21 protein-coding genes are annotated in these 20,461 nt (G+C 72.6%); 13 read left to right on the plus strand and 8 right to left on the minus strand.

All coding sequences use genetic code 11. From position 1 onward, the window contains the following. Positions 1–73 precede the first annotated feature (73 nt). Positions 74–439, plus strand: coding sequence for a transglycosylase family protein (locus AB0P07_RS29175; protein WP_365555776.1), 366 nt, complete (start codon positions 74–76; stop codon positions 437–439). Between the two features lie 424 nt (positions 440–863). Here the strand turns inward: AB0P07_RS29175 and AB0P07_RS29180 are convergent, their stop codons facing one another. Both AB0P07_RS29180 and AB0P07_RS29185 read right to left on the minus strand, forming a co-directional pair. Continuing rightward, positions 864–1,592: a trypsin-like serine protease gene (locus AB0P07_RS29180; RefSeq protein WP_365555778.1), complete on the minus strand. Its 729-nt coding sequence runs from the start codon at positions 1,590–1,592 to the stop codon at positions 864–866. Positions 1,593–1,749: 157 nt separating this feature from the next. Then, positions 1,750–2,502 carry a sulfite exporter TauE/SafE family protein gene (locus tag AB0P07_RS29185; RefSeq protein WP_365555780.1) on the minus strand — a complete coding sequence of 251 codons (753 nt, stop codon included), beginning with the start codon at positions 2,500–2,502 and terminating at the stop codon, positions 1,750–1,752. Positions 2,503–2,835: 333 nt separating this feature from the next. Here AB0P07_RS29185 and AB0P07_RS29190 point away from each other — a divergent pair, with 333 nt between their 5' ends. From AB0P07_RS29190 to AB0P07_RS29215, 6 genes are all read left to right on the plus strand, one after another. Next, the gene (locus AB0P07_RS29190; protein WP_365555782.1) at positions 2,836–4,023 is read left to right on the plus strand and encodes an ATP-binding protein; all 1,188 of its coding nucleotides are present in this window, start codon (positions 2,836–2,838) and stop codon (positions 4,021–4,023) included. Continuing rightward, on the plus strand, positions 4,020–4,421 hold the full coding sequence (locus AB0P07_RS29195) for a roadblock/LC7 domain-containing protein (RefSeq protein ID WP_102929688.1): 402 nt from the start codon (positions 4,020–4,022) through the stop codon (positions 4,419–4,421). Before AB0P07_RS29190 ends, AB0P07_RS29195 begins: the two co-directional genes overlap by 4 nt. Continuing rightward, positions 4,418–4,795 (plus strand): DUF742 domain-containing protein, encoded by a 378-nt coding sequence (locus AB0P07_RS29200; protein WP_365555784.1) that lies wholly within the window; start codon positions 4,418–4,420, stop codon positions 4,793–4,795. Before AB0P07_RS29195 ends, AB0P07_RS29200 begins: the two co-directional genes overlap by 4 nt. Next, the gene (locus AB0P07_RS29205; protein ID WP_061446450.1) at positions 4,770–5,363 is read left to right on the plus strand and encodes an ATP/GTP-binding protein; all 594 of its coding nucleotides are present in this window, start codon (positions 4,770–4,772) and stop codon (positions 5,361–5,363) included. The genes AB0P07_RS29200 and AB0P07_RS29205 overlap by 26 nt, the downstream gene beginning before the upstream one ends. A 15-nt stretch (positions 5,364–5,378) precedes the next feature. Further along, positions 5,379–6,728 (plus strand): cytochrome P450, encoded by a 1,350-nt coding sequence (locus AB0P07_RS29210; RefSeq protein WP_365555786.1) that lies wholly within the window; start codon positions 5,379–5,381, stop codon positions 6,726–6,728. Between the two features lie 207 nt (positions 6,729–6,935). After that, complete coding sequence (locus tag AB0P07_RS29215) at positions 6,936–8,063, plus strand: tryptophan dimethylallyltransferase family protein (protein ID WP_365555788.1); 1,128 nt, start codon at positions 6,936–6,938, stop codon at positions 8,061–8,063. A 104-nt stretch (positions 8,064–8,167) separates the two neighbouring features. On the opposite strand, the gene AB0P07_RS29220 is transcribed toward AB0P07_RS29215, so the two are convergent. From AB0P07_RS29220 to paaI, 3 genes are all read right to left on the minus strand, one after another. Further along, complete coding sequence (locus AB0P07_RS29220) at positions 8,168–9,466, minus strand: NAD(P)-binding domain-containing protein (RefSeq protein ID WP_365555790.1); 1,299 nt, start codon at positions 9,464–9,466, stop codon at positions 8,168–8,170. Positions 9,467–9,577: 111 nt separating this feature from the next. Then, on the minus strand, positions 9,578–10,924 hold the full coding sequence (paaK, locus tag AB0P07_RS29225; RefSeq protein WP_365555792.1) for a phenylacetate--CoA ligase PaaK: 1,347 nt from the start codon (positions 10,922–10,924) through the stop codon (positions 9,578–9,580). Then, positions 10,921–11,370, minus strand: a complete 450-nt coding sequence (paaI, locus tag AB0P07_RS29230) for a hydroxyphenylacetyl-CoA thioesterase PaaI (protein ID WP_365555794.1) — start codon at positions 11,368–11,370, stop codon at positions 10,921–10,923. The genes paaK and paaI overlap by 4 nt, the downstream gene beginning before the upstream one ends. A gap of 177 nt (positions 11,371–11,547) precedes the next feature. Between paaI and paaA the strand changes: the two genes are divergently transcribed. From paaA to paaE, 5 genes are read left to right on the plus strand one after another with little or no spacing between them, the layout of a single operon-like run. Further along, complete coding sequence (paaA, locus tag AB0P07_RS29235) at positions 11,548–12,534, plus strand: 1,2-phenylacetyl-CoA epoxidase subunit PaaA (RefSeq protein WP_365555796.1); 987 nt, start codon at positions 11,548–11,550, stop codon at positions 12,532–12,534. Next, positions 12,531–12,833 carry a 1,2-phenylacetyl-CoA epoxidase subunit PaaB gene (gene paaB / locus AB0P07_RS29240; RefSeq protein ID WP_365555798.1) on the plus strand — a complete coding sequence of 101 codons (303 nt, stop codon included), beginning with the start codon at positions 12,531–12,533 and terminating at the stop codon, positions 12,831–12,833. The genes paaA and paaB overlap by 4 nt, the downstream gene beginning before the upstream one ends. Positions 12,834–12,842: 9 nt before the next feature. Next, positions 12,843–13,670: a 1,2-phenylacetyl-CoA epoxidase subunit PaaC gene (gene paaC, locus AB0P07_RS29245; RefSeq protein ID WP_365555800.1), complete on the plus strand. Its 828-nt coding sequence runs from the start codon at positions 12,843–12,845 to the stop codon at positions 13,668–13,670. Then, positions 13,664–14,185 (plus strand): 1,2-phenylacetyl-CoA epoxidase subunit PaaD, encoded by a 522-nt coding sequence (gene paaD, locus AB0P07_RS29250; RefSeq protein WP_365555802.1) that lies wholly within the window; start codon positions 13,664–13,666, stop codon positions 14,183–14,185. Before paaC ends, paaD begins: the two co-directional genes overlap by 7 nt. Further along, positions 14,185–15,291, plus strand: coding sequence for a 1,2-phenylacetyl-CoA epoxidase subunit PaaE (gene paaE / locus AB0P07_RS29255; protein WP_365555804.1), 1,107 nt, complete (start codon positions 14,185–14,187; stop codon positions 15,289–15,291). The genes paaD and paaE overlap by 1 nt, the downstream gene beginning before the upstream one ends. A 22-nt stretch (positions 15,292–15,313) precedes the next feature. On the opposite strand, the gene AB0P07_RS29260 is transcribed toward paaE, so the two are convergent. Further along, positions 15,314–16,546, minus strand: coding sequence for an alginate lyase family protein (locus AB0P07_RS29260; protein WP_365555806.1), 1,233 nt, complete (start codon positions 16,544–16,546; stop codon positions 15,314–15,316). Between the two features lie 265 nt (positions 16,547–16,811). On the opposite strand from AB0P07_RS29260, the gene AB0P07_RS29265 reads away from it, so the two are divergent. Next, complete coding sequence (locus tag AB0P07_RS29265; protein ID WP_365555808.1) at positions 16,812–18,290, plus strand: DUF6351 family protein; 1,479 nt, start codon at positions 16,812–16,814, stop codon at positions 18,288–18,290. Here AB0P07_RS29265 and AB0P07_RS29270 read toward each other — a convergent pair. Both AB0P07_RS29270 and AB0P07_RS29275 read right to left on the minus strand, forming a co-directional pair. After that, positions 18,242–19,234: an aminoglycoside phosphotransferase family protein gene (locus tag AB0P07_RS29270; RefSeq protein WP_365555810.1), complete on the minus strand. Its 993-nt coding sequence runs from the start codon at positions 19,232–19,234 to the stop codon at positions 18,242–18,244. The two genes, AB0P07_RS29265 and AB0P07_RS29270, sit on opposite strands and share 49 nt — an antisense overlap. Positions 19,235–19,267: 33 nt before the next feature. Further along, complete coding sequence (locus AB0P07_RS29275) at positions 19,268–20,431, minus strand: MFS transporter (protein ID WP_365555812.1); 1,164 nt, start codon at positions 20,429–20,431, stop codon at positions 19,268–19,270. Positions 20,432–20,461: the final 30 nt, after the last annotated feature.

Genomic DNA, 20,461 nt, shown 5'->3' on the forward strand with positions numbered 1-20,461 from the left:
TTCGTGCTCCGACCGGCCCAAGACGGGTGAGTCTGGGCGGCGATGGCCGATCGCCTGAGGTAACAGTCATCTTATGATCTGTAGACGAAATGATCGTCAGAGCGACGTGCGCGGTTCGCGTGGCCGCAGGATCGGCACCGCCGCGGCGGCACTGGTCGCGGCCACCGCCCTCGGCGCCACCGGCCGGGCGGTGGCCGCGCCGTCGACGCCCCTGCGCACCGACTGGGACGCCATCGCCGCGTGCGAGTCCAGCGGCAACTGGCAGGCGAACACCGGCAACGGCTACTACGGCGGACTGCAGTTCGCGCCGTCGAGCTGGGTCGCGGCCGGCGGCCTCGCGTACGCCCCGCGCGCTGACCTCGCCAGCCGCGCCGAGCAGATCGCCGTGGCGGAACGCCTGGCCCGCATGCAGGGGATGGGTGCCTGGGGCTGCGCCTGACAACGGCGCCGTCCGCGCGGGGTTGGCCGGCCGACCCGTGGGCGTGCACTGGGGGCCGGTCACCGCCGCCCCCGTTTCCCCCGCGCGGTGGATGGGCAGGTCCCGGCCGGTCATGCGGTGGCTCCTTCGCGCGCGGGACACCCTCGGTCGGTCGCCTCGCACAGTAGATGTGCTCACCACACGCCTGCCGGGCCGTCCGCTTCCTGGACGGCGGAGGGCGGACGGCGGGCGGTGAGCGGCCCGCGGGCGGCCGCCCGCCGACGGCAAGCGGTGCCTCGGGGACCTGGCCGCCCTGGTGACCTCGGACCCCGGGGCCGGGACGCCGAGGTCGTGCGGGTGCTCACGGACATCCGGGACGAGCACGGCGTCCTGCGCCTGCCTCCCGCGTGACGGGGGCGGGCGCAGGACCCGGGCGGCGGGGGAGTCAGACGCCCGCCACCGACTGGATCCAGGAACGGTAGGCGGTCACGTTGGTGTACGCCGTGGTGGTCTGCCGGTCGCTGGTCGAGGCGACACCCACCTGGACGCCGCCGGCCGTCATCGGGCCGCCGGAGTCGCCGCCCGCGGTGATGCCGTCGACGGGACGGGCGCATATCGCCTGGCCGTAGTAGGCGTCGTAACAGCCGCGGGTGACGCTCACGCCTGCGACCTTGAGGTACTGGGACTGGCAGTTGATCTCCGAGCCGCACCGGGAGGTCGCGCCCCACCCGTAGACCTGTACGGTCTGGCCGACCCGCACCGTGCCCGGCTGACCGAGCCGGGCGTAGGTGGCGGAGACGGAGCGGTCGAGCCGGACCAGTGCGAGGTCCGCCGAGGGACTGGTGACGGTCTGGACGCCGTTGGCCACCGTGCCGCCGGAGCCCTGGTCGAGGCTGCCGATGCGGAAGGCGAGGTTGCCGCCGCTGACGCAGTGCTTGGCGGTGAGGATCCAGGTGGGGGAGATGATGGTCGAGGTGCAGGTCTGCCGGCCGTTGGAGAACAGACGTGCCGCCCAGGGGGCGTTCTGCGCGTAGCCGCCGCCGATGATCGGCCGGGGGCCGCCGTCACCGGGCCGGGGCTCGACCGCCGACGCGGTCGGGGCGAGCGTCAGGGCGGACAGCAGCGCGGCCACGAGGGCGGCCGGCAGGGCGGGGACGAGTCTCGTTGTTCGCAAGGCTCCTCGATTCCGACGACACGCGCGCCGGGCGCGTGCTGATGTGTGGGGGCGCCCACAGCATGTCGGGCCCGGCCGCCGTCCGAACAATCCCGGCCTCGCATAACGCGGTGTTATGCCGGGGACCGGGCGGCGGTTGGAACCGGCTGGACACGGCCTAGCGGAGCAGCAGTTGCACGAGGGCGACCGTGCCGACCGTCACGACCAGTATCCGCAGCACCGTGGGGCTGAAGCGGCGGCCCACCCGGGCACCGGCCCAGCCGCCGAGGCCCGAGCCGGCCGCGAGGAGCCCGACGGCCGTCCACTCGAAGTCCGCGGCGAACAGGAAGAAGACCGCGGCGACCGTGTTGACCAGGGCGGAGAGGACGTTCTTGACGCCGTTGAGACGTTGCAGGGGTTCGTCCAGGAGCATGCCCATCAGGGACAGGTAGATGATCCCCTGGGCGGCGGTGAAGTAGCCGCCGTAGACGCTGGCCAGGGTCAGGCCGACGAGGAGCAGCGGGCCGCCGTCCCGGCGGGGCGAGGCGCCGGTGCGGGCCCGGTGGCGCCGGACCAGCCGGCCGATCTGCGGCTGGAACGCCACCAGCAGCAGGGCGAGGCCCACCAGGACCGGCACGATCGTCTCGAAGGCGTCGGCGGGCAGCATCAGCAGGAGGGTGGCGCCCGACAGGCCGCCCAGCAGTGCTCCACAACCGAACTTCAGGACGCGCCGGCCCTGGCCGCGCAGCTCCTCGCGGTAGCCCACGGCCCCGCTGATCGAGCCGGGGATCAGGCCCAGCGCGTTGGACACGGTGGCGGTGACCGGCGCCAGCCCCGTGGCCAGCAGCACGGGAAAGGTGATCAGGGTGCCTGAGCCGACGACGCTGTTGATGGCGCCGGCCCCGACTCCGGCCGCGAACACCGCGGTCATGGCCTCGGGCGTCACCCCGTGCCGCCTCGCACCCGGCCCCCGCTCGGCCGGAAGGTGTCTTGTGCATCTTTCACGGGGCCGACTGTACCCACGGGTCCGAGTGGCGTGTTTGCCGGTCTCAACCGGTCGCGTTCAGGCGCTTCTTGACGTGAATTCACCTGATCATGCGGTGATACGATCACCGCGTTTGCGGAGCGGGCGGATGGGTGAAAGACGGCATCCTCGACGTAAGGGGCAGCCCGGGCAGCTACCCCCGGTGCGGGCAGTCCACCGGACCGCCCGCACGGACGGGAATTTCAGCAAGCCGGCTGCCAGTCGCCTGAAGAGAGTCTTATGACGGAATACACAGGGAACCCCTTGCTCTGGGTGGCCCTCGTCGCCCTCGTCGCCGCCGCCGTGCTCATCAGCCGCCAGCGCAGGGCGGCCCGGGCGTTGCGGCAGCAGATCCAGGGGCTCAGGGATCACTACACCGAGCTGGAGAGCGATTACGGGAAGTCCGTGCAGGCCGCCCAGGAGCGGGCCGAGGACGAGACGAAGACGGTGCTGAAGTCCGCCATGCGGACCCTTCAGGGCCTCGCGGCCGAACAGCAGCTGGTGCTCTCCCGGCTGCAGAACAAGTACGGCGACTCGGCCCTCCTCCAGGACCTGCTGGAGATCGACCACACCAACTCGCAGTTCGGCCGGCGCGCCCAGTCCATCGCCGTGCTCTGCGACGGCTGGCTCGGCGGGCGGCGCGACACCGCCTCGGTGTACGACGTGGTGCGCAGCGCCCAGGGCCGCATCCGGCACTTCCGCCGGGTGGACATCCTCTCCCAGGTCGACTTCGGCATCACCAGCCGGGCCGTCGAGCCCGTCGCCTTGGCCCTCGCCGAGCTCCTCGACAACGCCACCAGCTACTCCAGCCCGGACACGGTCGTCGAGATCAACATCCGGACCGTGCCCAAGGGCATCTGCATCGTGGTCGACGACGCCGGTGTCGGCATGAGCGACGAGGAGCGGACCCGCGCCGACAAGCTGCTCGCCACCGAGCGCGCCTCGGGCGTGGCGGGGCTCGGAAACCCGCCGCAGTTCGGCTTCGCCGTCATCGGCCTGCTGTGCGAACGATTCGGTTTCGAGGTGTCGGTGGACTCCTCCTCCCCCTACGGAGGTGTACGGGCGGTGGTCCTGTTGCCGCACGAACTGCTCACCGCGATGCCTGAAAAGAAAGCCCCCGCCCCCGCCCCCGCCACCCGCGGCACGGCCCGGCCGGCCCCCGACGGCGGACCGGAGGCCGCGGTCACCTCCTCCCAGACCGGCGACGGCCTGCCCCGGCGCCGCCGCAAGCGGCCGATGGCCATCGTGCCCGGCAGCGCGTCCACCCCCCGCGCGACGGGCCGCTCGGACTCCGACCAGGCACAGGTCATGGGCGCCTTCCAGCGCGGAACGCAGTCCGGCCGGGTCACCGAACCGGACAGCCCGGACCATGCCGGACGGACGAGCGAAACACCTGGTGCAAGCAGCGAAGGACATGAGGTCTCGTGAACGACGATCTGTCATGGATGCTCGACAGCGCCCTGGAGATTCCAGGTGCCCTGCACGCGGTCCTGATATCCGCCGACGGCCTGCTGATGGCCCGGACGCAGGACTTCGACAAGGACGACGCCGACCGGGTCGCCGCGGCGATGAGCGGCGTGCAGTCGCTCAGCCGCACCCTCGCCTTCTTCTGTGAGGACCCCAGCCAGTCCTGGCGGCAGACCCTGGTCGAGTTCGACGGCGGCTGGGTCTTCCTGATCTCCGCCGGCGAGGGCGCCTACCTCGGTGTGTCCGCCTCCCCCGAGGTCGACATGGCGGACATCACCTTCCGGATGCAGCAACTCGTCGCCCAGCTGGGCAAGCGGCTGACGACACCGCCGCGCGAGAACCTGGGCACCCGCTCGTGACCGGCCAGGACGGCTGGCAGCCCGAGGCGCCCGAATTAGTACGGCCGTACGTCATCACCAAGGGACGCGGCCTGCCCGACGACGGCGACCTCTCCCTCATCACCCTGGTCACGGCCTCCGCCGAACAGCAGCAGCGGCCGGCCCGGCTGTCCCCCGAGGAGCAGAGTCTGCTCGAGCTCTGCTCCGCCGGCTATCTCTCGGTCGCCGAGATCGCCGGACACTCCCACTTCCCGCTGGGCGTCGTACGGATCCTGCTGGCCTCCCTGATGGAGGGCGGACACCTCACGACCCGCCCGCCGGTGGCCCGCGCCCGCCTCGCGGACCGAGAGATCCTGGAGGAGGTGCTCCATGGGCTCCGCGCCAAGTTTGGGTGAGCGGGACTACGTACGCGAGGGAGCGACCCAGACGGCGGTCAAGATCCTCGTCGTCGGGCACTTCGCGGTGGGCAAGACCACCCTCATCGGCTCCATCTCCGAGATCGAGCCGCTGTCCACCGAGGAGACGATGACGCAGGCCGCCGAGCCGGTCGACGACCTCAAGGGCGTCCAGGGCAAGACCACCACCACGGTCGCCATGGACTTCGGCCGCCTGACCATCAGCGACCGCGTCGTGCTCTACCTCTTCGGCACCCCCGGCCAGCAGCGCTTCGTGCAGATGTGGGAGGACATGGCCCGCGGCGCGCTCGGCGCCCTGGTGCTGGTCGACCCCGAGCGCCTGGCCGACTCGTTCCCCGTGATCGACCTCATCGAGCACTACGGGCTCGACTACGCCATCGCCGTCAACCACTTCGACGGCACGCCCCTGCGCGACGAGCGGGCGCTGCGCGAGGCACTCGACCTGCTCGACGACACCCCCGTCGTCACCTGCGACGCCCGCGACGAGAAGTCGTCGGCCGCCGCACTGACCACCCTCGTCCGCTACTTGCTGGACCGCACCCGCTAGGAGCTGGGAGCAGACATGAACCCCCACGACACCGCACCGGTGCCGCCGCCCGGCTGCCCGGCCCACGGCTCCGGCGCCCGGGTGCCGCTGCACGGGCCGGAGTTCGCCGCCGATCCGCAGGCGTACTACGAGTACCTGCGCCACTACGGGGCCGCGGCCCCCGTCGAACTGGCCCCGGGGGTGGAGGCGACCCTGGTCACGGACTACGCGGCGGCGCTCCAACTGCTGCAGGACTCCGGGACCTTCCGCAAGGACGCGCGCCGCTGGCGGGCGTTCAACGAGGGCAAGATCAGCCCGGACAGCCCGGTCGCGCCCCTCCTGGCCTACCGGCCCAACTGCATGTTCGCCGACGGAGCCGACCACCTCAGGCTGCGCCAGGCGGTCACCGACAGCATGGCGCGGGTGGACACCCGGCGCCTGAGCCGCAGCACCGAGCAGATCTCGGGCTACCTCATCTCCCAGTTCGCCGCCCGCGGCTCGGCCGACCTGCTCGGGGACTACGCCAAGCAGTTGCCGCTGTTCGTGTTCAACGAACTCTTCGGCTGCCCCGCCGACATCGGCGACCGGGTGCTGTTCGGCATCTCCGGGATGTTCGACGGCGTCAACGCCGAGAAGGCCACCGCGGTGCTCTTCCAGGCGGCCGGGGAGCTCGTCGCGCTCAAGCGGCGCAAGCCGGGCGACGACGTCACCTCCTGGCTGATGCGGCACGAGGCAGGCCTGGACGACGAGGAGATGGTCCACCAGATCGCCCTGCTCCTCGGGGCCGGCGCCGAGCCGCTGCGCAACCTCCTCGGCAACACCCTGCACCGGCTGCTCACCCACGAGCGGTACGCCCGAGAGGGCGGCCTGATCGACGAGGCGCTGGACGACACGCTGTGGGAGAACCCGCCCATGGCCAACTACGCCCCGCACTACCCGGCCACCGACACCGAACTGGCCGGACACCAGCTGCAGGCGGGCGACCTCGTCCTGGTCAGCTTCGCCGCGGCCAACACCGGCCCGGCCCTCACGGCGTCCCGCCAGGCGGGCAGCAACCGGGCGCACCTCGCCTGGAGCGCGGGCCCGCACGCCTGCCCGTCCAAGGAACCGGCCCGGCACATCACGGTGACGGCCGTCGAGCATCTGCTCAACGAGCTGCCCGACGTCGAACTCGCCGTCCCCGAGGACAGCCTGACGTGGCGTCCGGGGCCCTTCAACCGGGCGCTGGCCACGCTGCCGGCCCGTTTCACCCCCGTCCGCCCCGTCCGGCGTGCCGAACCGGGACAGGCCGCCGCGGCGGCCGAGCGGGAGCAGGCGGCGAACGCCGCGCGCCCGGCCGAACACAAGGGAATGTGGAGCCAGTTCCTCACCTGGCTCACGCGGTGATCTGCGCAACACCTCCCCAACCCGCCCCATTCGCATGATGACCGAACGGCACGGGTAGTGAGCAACGCGGTACTCAAGTTGCTTACGAGTCAAAGGAGGTGTCGTGGACCACATATCCACGAACGCCGCTTTCCCGGCGCCGGACCCCCTGATACCCGCCCCCCGAGGCGGGTATCGCTTTGTGCGGCTCCGACCGGAGACGGGCCGGTGACCGCCGCACCGACGGGCACGGTCCCGCGGAGCACACCGACGCTCGGTTCCCTCACGGGCGGTCAGCTGCGAAGACTCGGGGTGGTCGCCGGTCTGTCCCGCTGCGACGTCGAGACCTACGCACGGGTCCTGGCCGACTCACTGGGCCCGGTGGCCGAGCGGCCGCTGAGCCTGCCGCCGCCCACCCGCACCTTCCTGTCCGACGACCACACCCCGGTGGAATTCTCCCTCTCCTTCCGACCGGACGCGGCACCCTCCATGCGGGTCCTCGTCGAACCCGGCTGCGGCGCAGACAGCCTGGCTCACAACGGCCGCGTCGGACTCGAGGCGATCCGGACCATGGCGCGGCGCTGGCACTTCGCCACCGACGTCCTCGACGAACTCCAGGACCTGTTCCTGCCGGCCGACCCGCGGGGCCCCCTCGCCCTGTGGTGCGCGCTGGAGCTGCGGCCCGGTGGCACACCCGGGGTCAAGGTCTATCTGAACCCGGCGGCGCGAGGGGAGGAACGTTCCGCCGCGACGGTGCGCGAGGCCCTGCACCGGCTCGGGCACCGGCAGGCGTACGACGGCCTGCCCCGGGGCGCCGGACATCCGTTCCTCGCCCTGGACCTCGGGGACTGGGCGGAGCCCCGGGTGAAGGTCTATGTGCGGCACGACAACCTCACGGCCGGCCAGGCCGGGCGCCTGTCCCGGATGGACTCGGGCCCCGGGCCCGCTGCGGTCGAGGGGTTCTTCCGGGCGGCCGCGGGCCTCGGCCCGGACGCGACGGGTCTCGCCAGGAGGCCAGGACTGTCCTGCCACTCCTTCACCGACACCCGCACCGCACGGCCGAGCGGCTTCACCCTGCACATCCCCGTCAGGGACTACGTCCGGCACGACGGGGAGGCCCTGGCCCGGGCGTCGCGGGTGCTGCGCCACCACGGCATGGACGCCTCCGTGCTCGACCGGGCCCTGGCGGCCCTCACCGAGCGGCGGCCCGAGGACGGGGTGGGCCTGATCGCCTATCTGGCCCTGGCCCACCAGCGGGACCGGGCGCCGAGGGTGACGGCGTACCTCTCCTCGGAGGCGTACGCGGTCCGGCCGCCGGTCGTGGAGACCGCCCCCGAACCGGTGCCGGTGTCCTGACCGGCCGTCCGCACACGACGAGGGTCCCGGTGCGATCCAGCGGGGCCCTCGTCACGGACGCGGCCGGATGTGCCGCGAGGGTGCTCCGGCGCCCGGCGGGGCGCTCACACGGACAGCGACTCCCGGAACTCGGCCAGGTACGGGCCCACGTCGACCTGGATCGAGGCGCCCTGCGTCCGGCCGTAGCGCTGGACGATGCCGGTGAGGTACGTGCCGATCTCCTCACGCATCTCCTCGGCCGCGGGCAGGACGGCGGCGCCGTCGACGAGGCGGGCCACCCACTCGGCCTGGGCCTCCACCAGCCGGGTGATCGCGCCCACGGGCCGTACCAGCCCCACGAAGTACAGCCCGGGCCGGTCCGCCGGCACGACCCGTCGGTACAGCTCGACCGAGCCGTCCGCCGACACCGGGCAGCCGGCCGGCAGGAACGGGAACGTCATGTGGAAGCCGGTGCAGTAGACCACCGCGTCGGCGGGCTCCGAACTGCCGTCCGTGAACACGACCCGGTCGCCGTCGAACGAGGCGATCGCGGGCTTCGGGGTCACCGCACCGTGCCGGATCCGGCTGAGGATCTCGTCCGAGAGGGTCGTCGCGGAGGAGAAGACCGGATGGTCGGGCTCGGGCAGGCCGTAGTCCGACAGTCTGCCCCGCGCCACCAGCAGCGCCTGCTCCACCCACTGGCGCCGCTCGGCGAAGGACATCTCGTTCCACCAGGGGGCCTCGGCGATCTCGTCGACCGACATCCCGAAGAGCTGCTTGGGCACGATGTGCAGCCCCCGCCGCACCGACAGCAGCGTCCGCGCCGCGTGCCGGGAGAGGTCCGCCGCGATGTCCACCGCGGAGGCGCCGAGACCCACCACGACGACGCGCCGGCCGGCGAAGTCGCCGCCGTCGCGGTAGTCGAGGGAGTGAAGAATCGTTCCGGCGAAAGAATCGGCACCGGCCGGAAGAGGGTCGGGCAGGGCCGGGTCGGTGTGGTGCCCCGAGGCGACGACCACCTGCCCGAACCGGCGGGAGGTCTGGGCGCCGTCCGCGCCCCGGCTGACGACGGTCCACCGGCCGTCCGCGTCCTGACGGACGGAGACCACCTCGGTCAGCAGCTCGACGTGGTCGAGCAGGCCAGACCACTCGGCGAAGGACCGCAGGTACGCGGCGACCTGGCTGTGCCGGGGGTAGAGCGGGTACGAGTCCGGCATCGGGAAGTCCGCGTAGCCCGTCAGCTGCTTGGCGGTGTTCAGGTGCAGGGTCTGGTAACCCGGGCCACGCTCGCCGGCCCCCGGCTGACGCCAGATCCCGCCGACGTCGGGTGCCTTCTCCAGGCAGACGAAGGAGATGCCGCGCTCCTTCAGGGCACGGCCCACCGCCAGGCCCGACAGGCCTGCACCGATCACACACACACGCACGGGATGTCCCCCCAGGATGTACTCAACCTCCCCCGATCAAGCCCTTTCTGCCCATCCGCATCACCGTGCACACCAGTACGGCCGGGGAACGGGCGTGTCGGTGCTCACGTTTCACTTGCCCCGCAGGTCCCACACCCGGCGGATCTTGCCCACCGAGCGCTCCAGGGTCTCCGGGTCGACCACCTCCACCTCGACGCTCACGCCCACACCGTCCTTGACGCCCTGTCCGATCGCCCGCACGGCGGCCTCGCGCTGCTCGGGACCGGCGTCGGGGCGGGCCTCGACCCGTACGGTCATGTGGTCCATGCGGCCGCGTTCGGTGAGGCGGATCTGGAAGTGCGGGGCGACGCCGGGGGTGCGCAGCACGATCTCCTCGACCTGGGTGGGGAAGACGTTCACCCCACGCAGGATGATCATGTCGTCGCAGCGACCGGTGACCTTCTGCATCCGGCGGAACGCGGGACGCGCGGTGCCGGGCAGCAGACGGGACAGGTCGCGCGTGCGGTACCGGATCACCGGGAGCGCCTCCTTGGTGAGGGAGGTGAAGACGATCTCGCCCTCCTCGCCCCCGGGCAGCACGGCGTCCGTGAGGGGGTCCACCACCTCGGGGTAGAAGTGGTCCTCCCAGATGTGCAGCCCGTCCTTGGTCTCGACGCACTCCTGGGCCACGCCCGGGCCGATCACCTCGGACAGGCCGTAGATGTCGACGGCGTGGATGTCCATGCGCTCCTCGATCTCGCGCCGCATCTCCTCGGTCCACGGCTCGGCGCCGAAGATGCCGACCTCGAGGGAGCTGGTGCGCGGATCGACGCCCTGGCGCTCGAACTCGTCGAGCAGGGTGAGCATGTAGGAAGGGGTGACCATGATGATCTCGGGCCGGAAGTCCTGGATGATCTGCACCTGGCGTGCCGTCATGCCGCCGGAGGCGGGGATCACCGTGCAGCCGGCGCGCTCGGCGCCGTAGTGGGCGCCCAGTCCGCCGGTGAACAGGCCGTAGCCGTAGGAGATGTGCACCTTGTGGCCCGGGCGGCCGCCGGCGGCGCGGATCGAACGGGCTATGACGTCCGCCCACATGGACAGGTCGTTGTCCGTGTACCCGACGACGGTGGCACGGCCGGTGGTGCCGCTGGAGGCGTGCACCCGCCGCACCTCGGACATCGGGACGGCGAACATGCCGAAGGGGTAGGTGTCCCGCAGGTCGGCCTTGGTGGTGAAGGGGAACCGGGACAGGTCGGCCAGGCTGCGGCAGTCGTCGGGCACGACCCCGGCGGCGTCGAACTTCTTGCGGTACAGCTCCACGTTGTCGTAGGCGTGCCGCAGGGTCGCGCGCAGGCGGTCGAGCTGGAGCTCCCGGAGCTGCTCGCGGGAGAGCCGCTCGGCGTCGTCGAGCAGGTCGTGGGGGAGGGGCTCGCCCGGTCGGGGTGCCGGGACCGCCCCGGTCGTCGGCTCGCTGCTCATCGCGACTCCTTCGTCGTCGTGCCCGGCGCCTCGCGCGCCGTCTCGTCCCGCGCGCTGCGGCTGCGCCCGCGGAACTCCGCGATCAGCTCCTCGCCGCGGCGCACGCTCACGTCGTAGATCCCGCTGCGCCCGTACCGGGCACGCTCCTCGGCGCGGGCCACGAGCACGTCGCCCTCGCGCGCCGGGGCGACGAAGACGATGTCGGCGCCGGCCGCGACGGTCACCGGTCCGTAGCTGTTGCAGGCGCAGGCGAACGCGGTGTCGGCGAGCAGGAACACGAAGCCGCCGTGGGCGATCCGGTGGCCGTTCACCATCGCCGGGGTCACGGTCATGCGGACCACGGCGGTCCCCTCGCCGTGCTCCACCAGCTCGATGCCGAGTCCCCGGGAGGCCTCGTCCGCGGAGACCATCGCCTCCGTGGGCGTCTGCTCAGTGGCCTGCGACACCGTACCCACCACCTTGACTCCCGACCGACCATTCGGTTAGCGCGCGGCAAGGTCAAGTAATCCAGCCGCGCGACGGCGCTGTCAAGAGTGTGACCGGCGGAGGTCCGGGTCTTGCCCGGCGCGCGGAAACACGTCACACTGATACCGAACGAATGGTCGGTTGGGAAGCTGGTGACGATGACCACGACACATGCCGCCGAGGCGCCGCCTCCAAACGCGCCGGACGGACTCCAGGAGCTCTTCGACGCGACGATCGCGCGCGACCAGCGCATCGAGCCGCGGGACTGGATGCCCGACGGCTACCGCAGGACGCTGATCCGGCAGATCGCCCAGCACGCGCACTCGGAGATCATCGGCATGCAGCCCGAGGGCGAGTGGATCACCCGGGCCCCGTCCCTGCGCCGCAAGGCGATCCTCTTCGCCAAGGTCCAGGACGAGGCCGGACACGGTCTGTACCTGTACTCGGCGGCCGAGACCCTCGGCGCGGACCGGGACGACCTCACCCGGCGGCTGATCGAGGGCCGCCAGAAGTACTCCTCGATCTTCAACTACCCGACCCTCAGCTTCGCCGACGTCGGTGTGATCGGCTGGTTCGTGGACGGCGCCGCGATCTGCAACCAGGTGCCGCTGTGCCGCAGCTCCTACGGGCCCTACGCGCGCGCGATGGTGCGCATCTGCAAGGAGGAGTCCTTCCACCAGCGGCAGGGCTACGAGCTGCTGATGACGATGATGCGCGGCACCGACGCCCAGCGCGAGATGGTCCAGGACGCGGTGAACCGCTGGTGGTGGCCGTCCCTGATGATGTTCGGCCCGCCCGACGACGCCTCGCCCAACTCGGCGCGCTCCATGGCCTGGAAGATCAAGCGGCACAGCAACGACGAACTGCGCCGCCGCTTCGTCGACATGACCGTCCCGCAGGCCGAGAAGCTCGGCGTCACCCTGCCCGACCCCGAGCTGCGCTGGAACGAGGAGAGCGGGCACCACGACTTCGGCACTCCCGACTGGGACGAGCTGATGCGCGTCATCAAGGGCGACGGCCCGTGCAACGACCGGCGGATGGAGCGGCGGCGGACCGCCCACGAGGAGGGCGCCTGGGTGCGCGAGGCGGCCACCGCCCACGCCGCCAAGCAGGCCGCCCGCGCACAGAAGGGAGCGGCGGCATGAGCCCCGAGCAGTCCGGGAAGCAGGGCTGGCCGCTGTACGAGGTCTTCGTGCGCGGCAAGCGCGGCCTCAACCACGTCCACGTCGGCTCGCTGCACGCCGCCGACGACGCCATGGCCCTCACCCACGCCCGCGACCTCTACACGCGGCGCAACGAGGGCGTGAGCATCTGGGTGGTGCGCTCCGAGCACATCGCCGCCTCCACCCGGGACGAGAAGGACCCCTTCTTCGCCCCCAGCGCCGACAAGGTCTACCGCCACCCGACCTTCTACGACATCCCCGACGACGTCCCCCACATCTAGGAGCAGGGCATGAGTGACGACCACGTCTACCTCACCCTGGCCGAGGGGCACGAGGACGACACCCGCTGGGCCTACGGCACCGGCTTCGAGGACCCGCTGCACGGCGTCGACACCACCGTGCCCGAGGGCGTCGACGCCGGCGCGCTGGCCGCGGACTGCGTGGCGCTCGCCGACGACGCCCTGGTGAGCGCCCAGCGGCTCGCCGAGTGGGTCACCCGGGCGCCGGAGCTGGAGGAGGAGGTGGCGCTGGCCAACATCGGCCTCGACCTCCTCGGTCAGGCCCGCCTGCTCTACTCCCGGGCAGGCCAGGTGGACGGCACCGGCCGGGACGAGGACGCCTACGCCTACTTCCGTGACGCCGACGACTTCCGCAACGTCCGGCTGGCCGAACTCCCCGGGGGCGACTTCGCGTTCACGGTCGTGCGGCTGCTGGTGCTCTCCAGCTGGCGGCTGGCCCACTTCCGGCGGCTGGAGGACCACCCGGACCCGGTCCTCGCCGCGGTCGCCGCCAAGGGCGTCAAGGAGCTGACCTACCACCGGCAGTACGCCGCCGAGTGGTGCGTGCGCCTGGGCGACGGCACCGACGAGTCGCACCGCCGGATGCGCGCCGCACTGGACGAGGTCGCCCCGTACCTCGGCGAGCTGCACACGGCGTACGACGTCCGGGACGAGGTCGCCGACGACCTGCGCCAGGTCACCGAGGCGGCAGGACTGACGCTGCCCGTGTACCGTCCGCTGCCCGGCTCGGGCCGCACCGGCGAGCACACCGCACACCTGGCGCCGCTCCTGACCGAGCTGCAGGGCATCGCCCGCGCCCACCCGGAGGCGACATGGTGACCGCCACCCCCACCTCCCTGGACGCCGCCCGCCGCGCCCGGCACGTCGCCGAGCAGGTGCCCGACCCCGAGCTGCCCATGCTCACCCTCGCCGACCTCGGCGTCCTGCGCGACGTCGAGGTCGGCGAGGACGGCACCGTGGTCGCCGGACTCACCCCCACCTACTCGGGCTGCCCCGCCATGGCCGAGATGCGGGCGGACGTCGCCGCGCGACTGCGGGAGGCGGGGTACGCGCGCGTGGAGATCCGCACCGTCCTGGACCCGCCCTGGACCAGCGACTGGATCACCGAGGCGGGCCGCCGCAAGCTCGCCGAGCACGGCATCGCCCCGCCCGGCGCCGCACCCCGAGGCGGCCCCGTCCCCCTCGTCCTGTCGCCCACCCGGCCGGCGGTGCCCTGCCCCCGCTGCGGGTCGGCGGACACCGAGGAGACCTCCCGCTTCGCCGCCACGTCCTGCAAGGCGCTGTGGCGCTGCCGGGCCTGCCGCGAGCCGTTCGAGTACGTCAAGGAGATCTGATGGCCCCGACCGCCCCCGTCCCGGCGGCCCCGGTGCGCACCCGCCGCCGGCCCGCCTTCCACACCCTGCGCGTCGCCGCCGTGGAGCGGCTGTGCGCGGACGCCGCGGCCGTGAGCTTCGAGATCCCCGACGAGCTGGCCGGGGAGTTCGCCTTCGCGCCCGGACAGTCGCTCACCCTGCGGCGCGAGGTGGACGGCCGGGACGAGCGCCGCTCCTACTCGATCTGCGCACCGGCGGGCGCGGCGCCGCGCATCGGGGTGCGGGTGGTGCCGGGCGGACTGTTCTCGGCGTGGCTGGTCAACGACGTGCGACCGGGCGACACCGTGGAGGTGATGGCCCCCACCGGCCTCTTCACTCCCGACCTGACCACCCCCGGCCACCACGTCCTGATCGCGGCCGGCTCGGGCATCACGCCGATGGTGTCCATCGCCGAGTCGGTGCTCGCCGCCGACGACCGCTCCACCGTCACCCTCTTCTACGGCAACCGCCGCACGGACACGGTGATGTTCGCCGACGAGCTGGCCGACCTGAAGGACCTCCACCCGACCCGCTTCCACCTCGCCCACGTGCTCTCCCGCGAACCCCGCGAGGCCGAGGTGCTCTCCGGGCGCCTGGACGCCGGCCGGCTCTCCGCACTCGTCGACTCCCTGCTGGACGTCGGGAGCGCGGACCACTGGTGGCTGTGCGGCCCGCAGGGCATGGTCGCCGACGCCCAGCAGGTCCTGGCCGGCCTCGGCGTCCCGGCGGAGCGCGTCCACCGGGAACTGTTCTTCGCCGACGACGAGCCCGTGCGGGAGGTCCACCACGAGGAGAGCGGCCCCGAGGGCCCCGTCAGTGAGGTCACCGTCACCCTGGACGGCCGCTCCACGACCGCACCGCTGTCCCGGGAGCGGTCGATCCTCGACGGGGCCCAGCAGACCCGCCCCGACCTGCCCTTCGCCTGCAAGGGCGGGGTCTGCGGGACCTGCCGGGCCCTGGTCACCGACGGCAGTGTCGACATGCGCCGCAACTACGCGCTCGAAGCGGCCGAGGTCGACGCGGGCTACGTCCTGACCTGCCAGTCGTACCCGGTCTCCGACAAGCTGACCGTGGACTACGACAGCTGACCGGGCGTCGCACACCGTCCTCTCAGGCAGGGTTGTCGCCGTGGGTGAGGGTCTCCCAGGCGACGAAGAGGTTGTTCGTGCCGGAGGGGCGGGTGCGCTCGGTCAGGGCCTGGGTGTTGGTCATGGCGAAGCCGAGGCGGTTGTGCATCGCGTTGTAGCCGACCTCGGTGACCGGGCCCAGGCCGAGGTCGAGTTCGCCGCCGCACAGCCGGCTCGGGGCCGCGGCGCCCTGCTGGTACTTGGCCTGGAAGCCGAGCGCGTGCCGCAGCCGCTCGCCGACGTCGGTGCCGTACAGGTCCTGCCCCTGGATCCGGCTGGTCTCGGCGACGTGCGAGATGGACGAGATGCCGTACCCGGTGTGGGTGAAGTCCCGGCAGGTCTCCTGGGTGAGGCCGGTGACGAAGGTGGACTGGCCCTGCCAGTACTTGACGATCTTGTCCCGGGTGTCGAGATGCTGGCTCGGCACGGTCTTCGGCAGCTCTCCGTCGGAGTTCAGGTACACGTACGCGGCCGTGCGGGTGCGGAACCTGGCCATGGCCTTGTCGTAGGAGGCCCGGTCCTCCAGGAAGACGGAGATGCCGACGGCGGCCTCCGTCATCGTCAGCTCCCAGTTGCCGTTGGAGTTGGAGCCGTTGATGATCTCGGGCAGGTAGACGTCGCGGAGCATGGTGGCGAAGCGGCCGGAGTTCGTCCAGGCGCCGCCGTAGGTGTACTTGATGATCTCGGCGGCCTTGGGCCAGGACGACCCGGCCCATCCGGTCTGCAGCGGCGCGTTGCTGTTGGTGTGATCCCGGAGTACGGCGGACCAGGCATCCATCAGCTCGATGGACTTGCGGGCGTACCTCTCGTCCCGGGTGAGGTACCAGGCCAGCGCGCTGGTGTAGGCCGCGATCGCGTCCTCGCGCTCGTCGGTGCAGCCGTAGTTCGGGTTGGAGTAGGAACCGCACTCGACCACCGCGCGGGGCTTCGGAGTGCGGTTCAGGTCGGCGTACCGGCTCGCCATCATCTGGTCGAAGGCACCCCTCCAGGGCTGGGCCCCGGCCTCCACCTTGGCACGGGCGAAGTCGAGTTGCCCCTGGGAGACGGTGACTCCGGGATGCGTGAACGCGGCCGGTGCGGCGTCCGCGCGGGCAGCGGTCGGCCCGGGGCCGGCCAGCAGGGTGCCGACGAGCGCGGCGGTGACGGTCGCGAGGAGGACGGCGCGGGATCTGCGGTGACGGTGCGTCGGAGCAGAGGGCGTCGGAGCAGAGGACATGTGGGGGGTCCATCCGTTCGTGTATGTGAACGCCGAGTGGTGTTCTGAACGTTCGGCTGGGCGGTGACGATAGGTAGAGACCAATGGGGCGTCAAGAGGGCGCGCAGGGGATGCCCGACGGACCGAATCGGCCGGAGCGGGCGAACAGTATGAACGCAACGGCGGAAGGGGTGGCTCCGCCTCCGGAGGGTTCCTAACATCCCGGCTCACAGCGCAACTTCGCGCCGGTCCGCAGCACCGGCGGAGCACCCACAGGAGCCGCACCTTGCCCACGCCCCACGCTCCCGCGCACGACACCAGGCCCACCCACCGCAGAAGCCGCCCGGCGGTGGTGGCCGCCGCACTGGCCGCCGTCCTCCTCGGCACCCTCGGCAACGTCTCCGCGACCCCCGCGCGGGCCGCGGAGGAGCCGGGGGCCGGGCAGCCGGTGGCCGCCGACTGCCCGCCCGCCCTCGCGAAGAAGGCCACCTGCTACACCGGACGGGACGCCAACGGCGCCCACTACGCGATGGCGGTGCCCCACCGCTGGAACGGCTCGCTCGTCGTGCACGCGCACGGCGGCCCCGGCCTCGGCGACGCCTCGGACCCGGCCCGCAGCACCGAGGACCTGGAACGCTGGGCGGTGATGGTCGACCAGGGATATGCCTGGGCCGCCTCCTCCTACCGGCGCGGCGGCTACGGGGCCCGCATGGCGGCCGCCGACACCGAGAACGTGCGCCGCCTGTTCACCGACCGGTTCGGCCGGCCCGAACACACTTACCTGCACGGCCAGTCGTGGGGCGGGAACGTCGCCGCCAAGGTCGCCGAGACCTACGGCCGGCGCCCCGGCGCCTACGACGGGGTGCTGCTGACCAACGGCGTGCTCGGCGGCGGTTCGCGCGGCTACGACTACCGCGTGGACCTGCGGGTGGTCTACCAGTACTACTGCCGAAACCACCCGCGCCCCACCGAGCCGCGGTACCCCCTGTGGCAGGGCCTGCGCCCCGGCTCCACCATGAGCACCGCGGGGTTGCGTGCCCGCCTCCAGGAGTGCACGGGCTACGCCTCCGAACCGGCGGACCGGACCCGGGCCCAGCAGCGCAACCTCGACGACATCCTCGCCGTCACCGGCATCCCGGAGCGGACCCTGGAATCCCATCTGCGGTTCGCCACCTTCACGTTCCGGGACATCGTGACCAACCGGCTCGGCGGGCGGAACCCGTGGAGCAACCGGGGAGTGCGCTACTCGGGTTCGCACGACGACAAGGCGCTGAACGCGGGCGTCGAGCGCTTCTCGGCCGACCCCACCGCACGCCGCGACCTGTCCTGGGACAGCGACCTCACCGGCCGGGTCTCCCTGCCCGTCCTCACCCTGCACGCCATCGACGACCCGACGGCGTTCGTGGAGCACGAGGCGGCCTACCGCGCCACGCTCCGCGGTGCCGACCGGGACCAGAACCTCGTCCAGACCTTCACGCGGGAACACGAGCACAGCTCGCTGAGCGACTCCGAGTACGCCAACTCCATGGCGGCGCTCGACACTTGGGTGCGCACCGGAGACAGGCCGAGCCCGCGCTCGATCGCCGACTCCTGCGCCGCCTTCGACGCGACATACGGCGAGGGGTGCTTCTACGACCCCGGATTCCGCCCGTCTCCGTACGCCTCACGGGTGCGGCCCCGGCCGGGCGGTCTCGCCTGGCCCGCCATGACGGCCGCTCAGGAGCGGGCGTGGAGCAGGATCGAGGGTGTGGGCATCGCGCCGTAGGCGGGGGGCCCGGCGGAGAGCGGGCGGGCGCTGTCCTGGCGGCCGTCCGTCTCCGTCAGCACCGCCCGGATCACGTGCCGGGCGTTGCCCGCCATCGCGGGGTTGGTCCTCCGGTAGTACGGCAGGGCGATCAGTGCCTGGGAGAGGGTGCGGCCGCGGCCGCGCCGCCAGGTCGCGTCGTCCACGCCGAGTGCCTCGCGGAAGACGCTTCTGGCGCCGGGCGGCAGCAGATTCCACGCCGGGAAGAGGTCGCAGGCGGGGTCGCCCACCCCCATGCACCCGAAGTCGATCACCGCGGACAGCCTGCCTCCGCTCACCAGCAGATTGCCCGGCATGAGGTCCGCGTGCAACCAAGCGGGCGGCCCCTCCCAGGCCGGTGCGCGCAGCGCGTCCTGCCACACGGCGGCCAGCGCGTCGCAGTCGACGTCCTCCTCGGGGAGGGAGCGCAGTTCGTCGAGCGCGGCCCGAGTCGGCGTGTCGAGCGTGCTGAGCGGCCCACCGCGGTACGCCTTCGGCGCGTCGGGCAGCGAGATGCCGCGCATCGCCGCCACGAAGGCGGCCAGATCCTCCGCCAGCCGCACGGGATCGGTCAGCGCTCCCGCCTCGGGGATCTCCCCGGGCAGCCACCTGTAGAGCGACCACGGCCACGGGTACCCGTCGCCCGGCGCTCCTTCCGCGAGCACCTCGGGCACCGCGGTGGGCAGCAGGGGCGACAGCCGCGGCAGCCACGTCCGCTCCGTCGCCGCGTCCGCCACGCCGCCCGCGATCAGCGGCAGCCGTACGACCATGTCCTGGCCCAGCCGGTACATCGCGTTGACCGTGCCGCCGGAGGGGAAGCGTTCGACGGGCAGGCCCGACCAGCGCGGGAACTGCCCGTCGACCAGGCTCCGTACCAGACGGTCGTCGACGCGGCACCGGTCCGGATGCGTCTGCCCTGAACTCATGGCCCTCATCCGCCCCTTCGACGCGTACGGCCGTCAAACGCTTTCCCGGCCGAGGGCCAGCGCCCCGCCCGCCGTCGTCCCCGCCGCCAGCGTCAGCGTGCCCGGCAGGGACCATGCGGCGAGGGGTCCGGCGACGGCCACGCCCAGGGCGAACGCGGTGATCTTGAGGCTCGCCCCGGTGGTGAAGACCTGGCCCCGCAGGTGCTCCGGGGCCTCCCGGTGGCGTACCGCGAACAGCGCGGTGAGCTGGGGGCCCTCGCCGACGCCGAGGAGAAGCACGGCGACCACCAGCGCTACCGGCAGGCCCGTCGCCGCCAGCGCCAGCGCGACCGCCTGGACCAGGGCGCCCGCCCGGACGACCGTGTCCGGGGCAACGGCGAGCGGACGTCGTGCGAGGACGGCGTTGGCCGCCAGGGCGGACACCGCCGCGCCGGAGAACAGCAGGACTCCGCGCCCGGCCGCGCCGAGCGACTGTGCGCCGAGGAGCGGAACGCAGGCCGCCAGCATGCCCTGGGCGGCGCAGGAGGCGACCGAGGTGAAGGTAGCCCGGGCCAGGAGCGGGCGCCGCAGGACGATCCGGAACCCGGCGGCGAGGGCGCCGGCCACCGGGCACGGCCGGGCGTCCCGGTCCGGGGCGCCGCGTGCGGGCAACCGCCAGGCGGCGGGTACGGCCGCCGTGATCAGGGCCGCGGAGACCGCGACCGCCGAGGGGGCGCCCAGCAGCACGGCCACACCCCCGGCCAGGGCCGGACCCGCCAGGCTCGCCAGGCCGAAGGTCGTCGCGTCCAGGGCGTTGGCCCGGGGCAGCCGCGACTCCGCCGCCACGTGGGGGAGTTGGGCGGTCCAGCCGCCCGACAGTGCCGGGCCCAGCAGCCCCGTGAGCACCGCGAGCGGGAGGGTGCAGGCCATGGGGAGGCGGCCGAGCCCGGCGAGGATCGTCATCAGCCCCGCCGCGTACAGGACGAGCGCGCCCGCCAGCAGGCGGCCCGGTCGCCGCGCCCGGTCCAGGAGCGCTCCGAGCAGTGGCCCGCCGACCGCGGCGGAGACCGTGATGCCCGCGAGCAGGGCCGACGCGTCGGTCGTCGAACCGGTGACGGCGAGGCCCGCCAGCAGCAGCGCCGGTCCGGACATCTCGTCCCCCGCGCGCGCCGCCGTCGTCGCGGTCAGGTAGAAGCGTAGCGAGTAACTCTTCGACACCGAGAGGACGTTACGGAGGTAACTCAAAAC

This window comes from Streptomyces sp. NPDC085944, from assembly GCF_040686295.1.
Taxonomy (GTDB): Bacteria; Actinomycetota; Actinomycetes; order Streptomycetales; family Streptomycetaceae; genus Streptomyces; species Streptomyces salinarius.

Coding starts and splice junctions, on each gene's coding strand:
- paaK (WP_365555792.1), bottom strand. CDS start 10,924: ATGAGCAGCGAGCCGACGACCGGGGCGGTCCCGGCACCCCGACCGGGC.
- paaB (WP_365555798.1), top strand. CDS start 12,531: ATGAGCCCCGAGCAGTCCGGGAAGCAGGGCTGGCCGCTGTACGAGGTC.
- AB0P07_RS29270 (WP_365555810.1), bottom strand. CDS start 19,234: ATGAGTTCAGGGCAGACGCATCCGGACCGGTGCCGCGTCGACGACCGT.
- AB0P07_RS29175 (WP_365555776.1), top strand. CDS start 74: ATGATCTGTAGACGAAATGATCGTCAGAGCGACGTGCGCGGTTCGCGT.
- AB0P07_RS29185 (WP_365555780.1), bottom strand. CDS start 2,502: ATGACCGCGGTGTTCGCGGCCGGAGTCGGGGCCGGCGCCATCAACAGC.
- AB0P07_RS29205 (WP_061446450.1), top strand. CDS start 4,770: ATGGGCTCCGCGCCAAGTTTGGGTGAGCGGGACTACGTACGCGAGGGA.
- paaA (WP_365555796.1), top strand. CDS start 11,548: ATGACCACGACACATGCCGCCGAGGCGCCGCCTCCAAACGCGCCGGAC.
- paaC (WP_365555800.1), top strand. CDS start 12,843: ATGAGTGACGACCACGTCTACCTCACCCTGGCCGAGGGGCACGAGGAC.
- AB0P07_RS29260 (WP_365555806.1), bottom strand. CDS start 16,546: ATGTCCTCTGCTCCGACGCCCTCTGCTCCGACGCACCGTCACCGCAGA.
- paaE (WP_365555804.1), top strand. CDS start 14,185: ATGGCCCCGACCGCCCCCGTCCCGGCGGCCCCGGTGCGCACCCGCCGC.
- AB0P07_RS29190 (WP_365555782.1), top strand. CDS start 2,836: ATGACGGAATACACAGGGAACCCCTTGCTCTGGGTGGCCCTCGTCGCC.
- AB0P07_RS29210 (WP_365555786.1), top strand. CDS start 5,379: ATGAACCCCCACGACACCGCACCGGTGCCGCCGCCCGGCTGCCCGGCC.
- paaD (WP_365555802.1), top strand. CDS start 13,664: ATGGTGACCGCCACCCCCACCTCCCTGGACGCCGCCCGCCGCGCCCGG.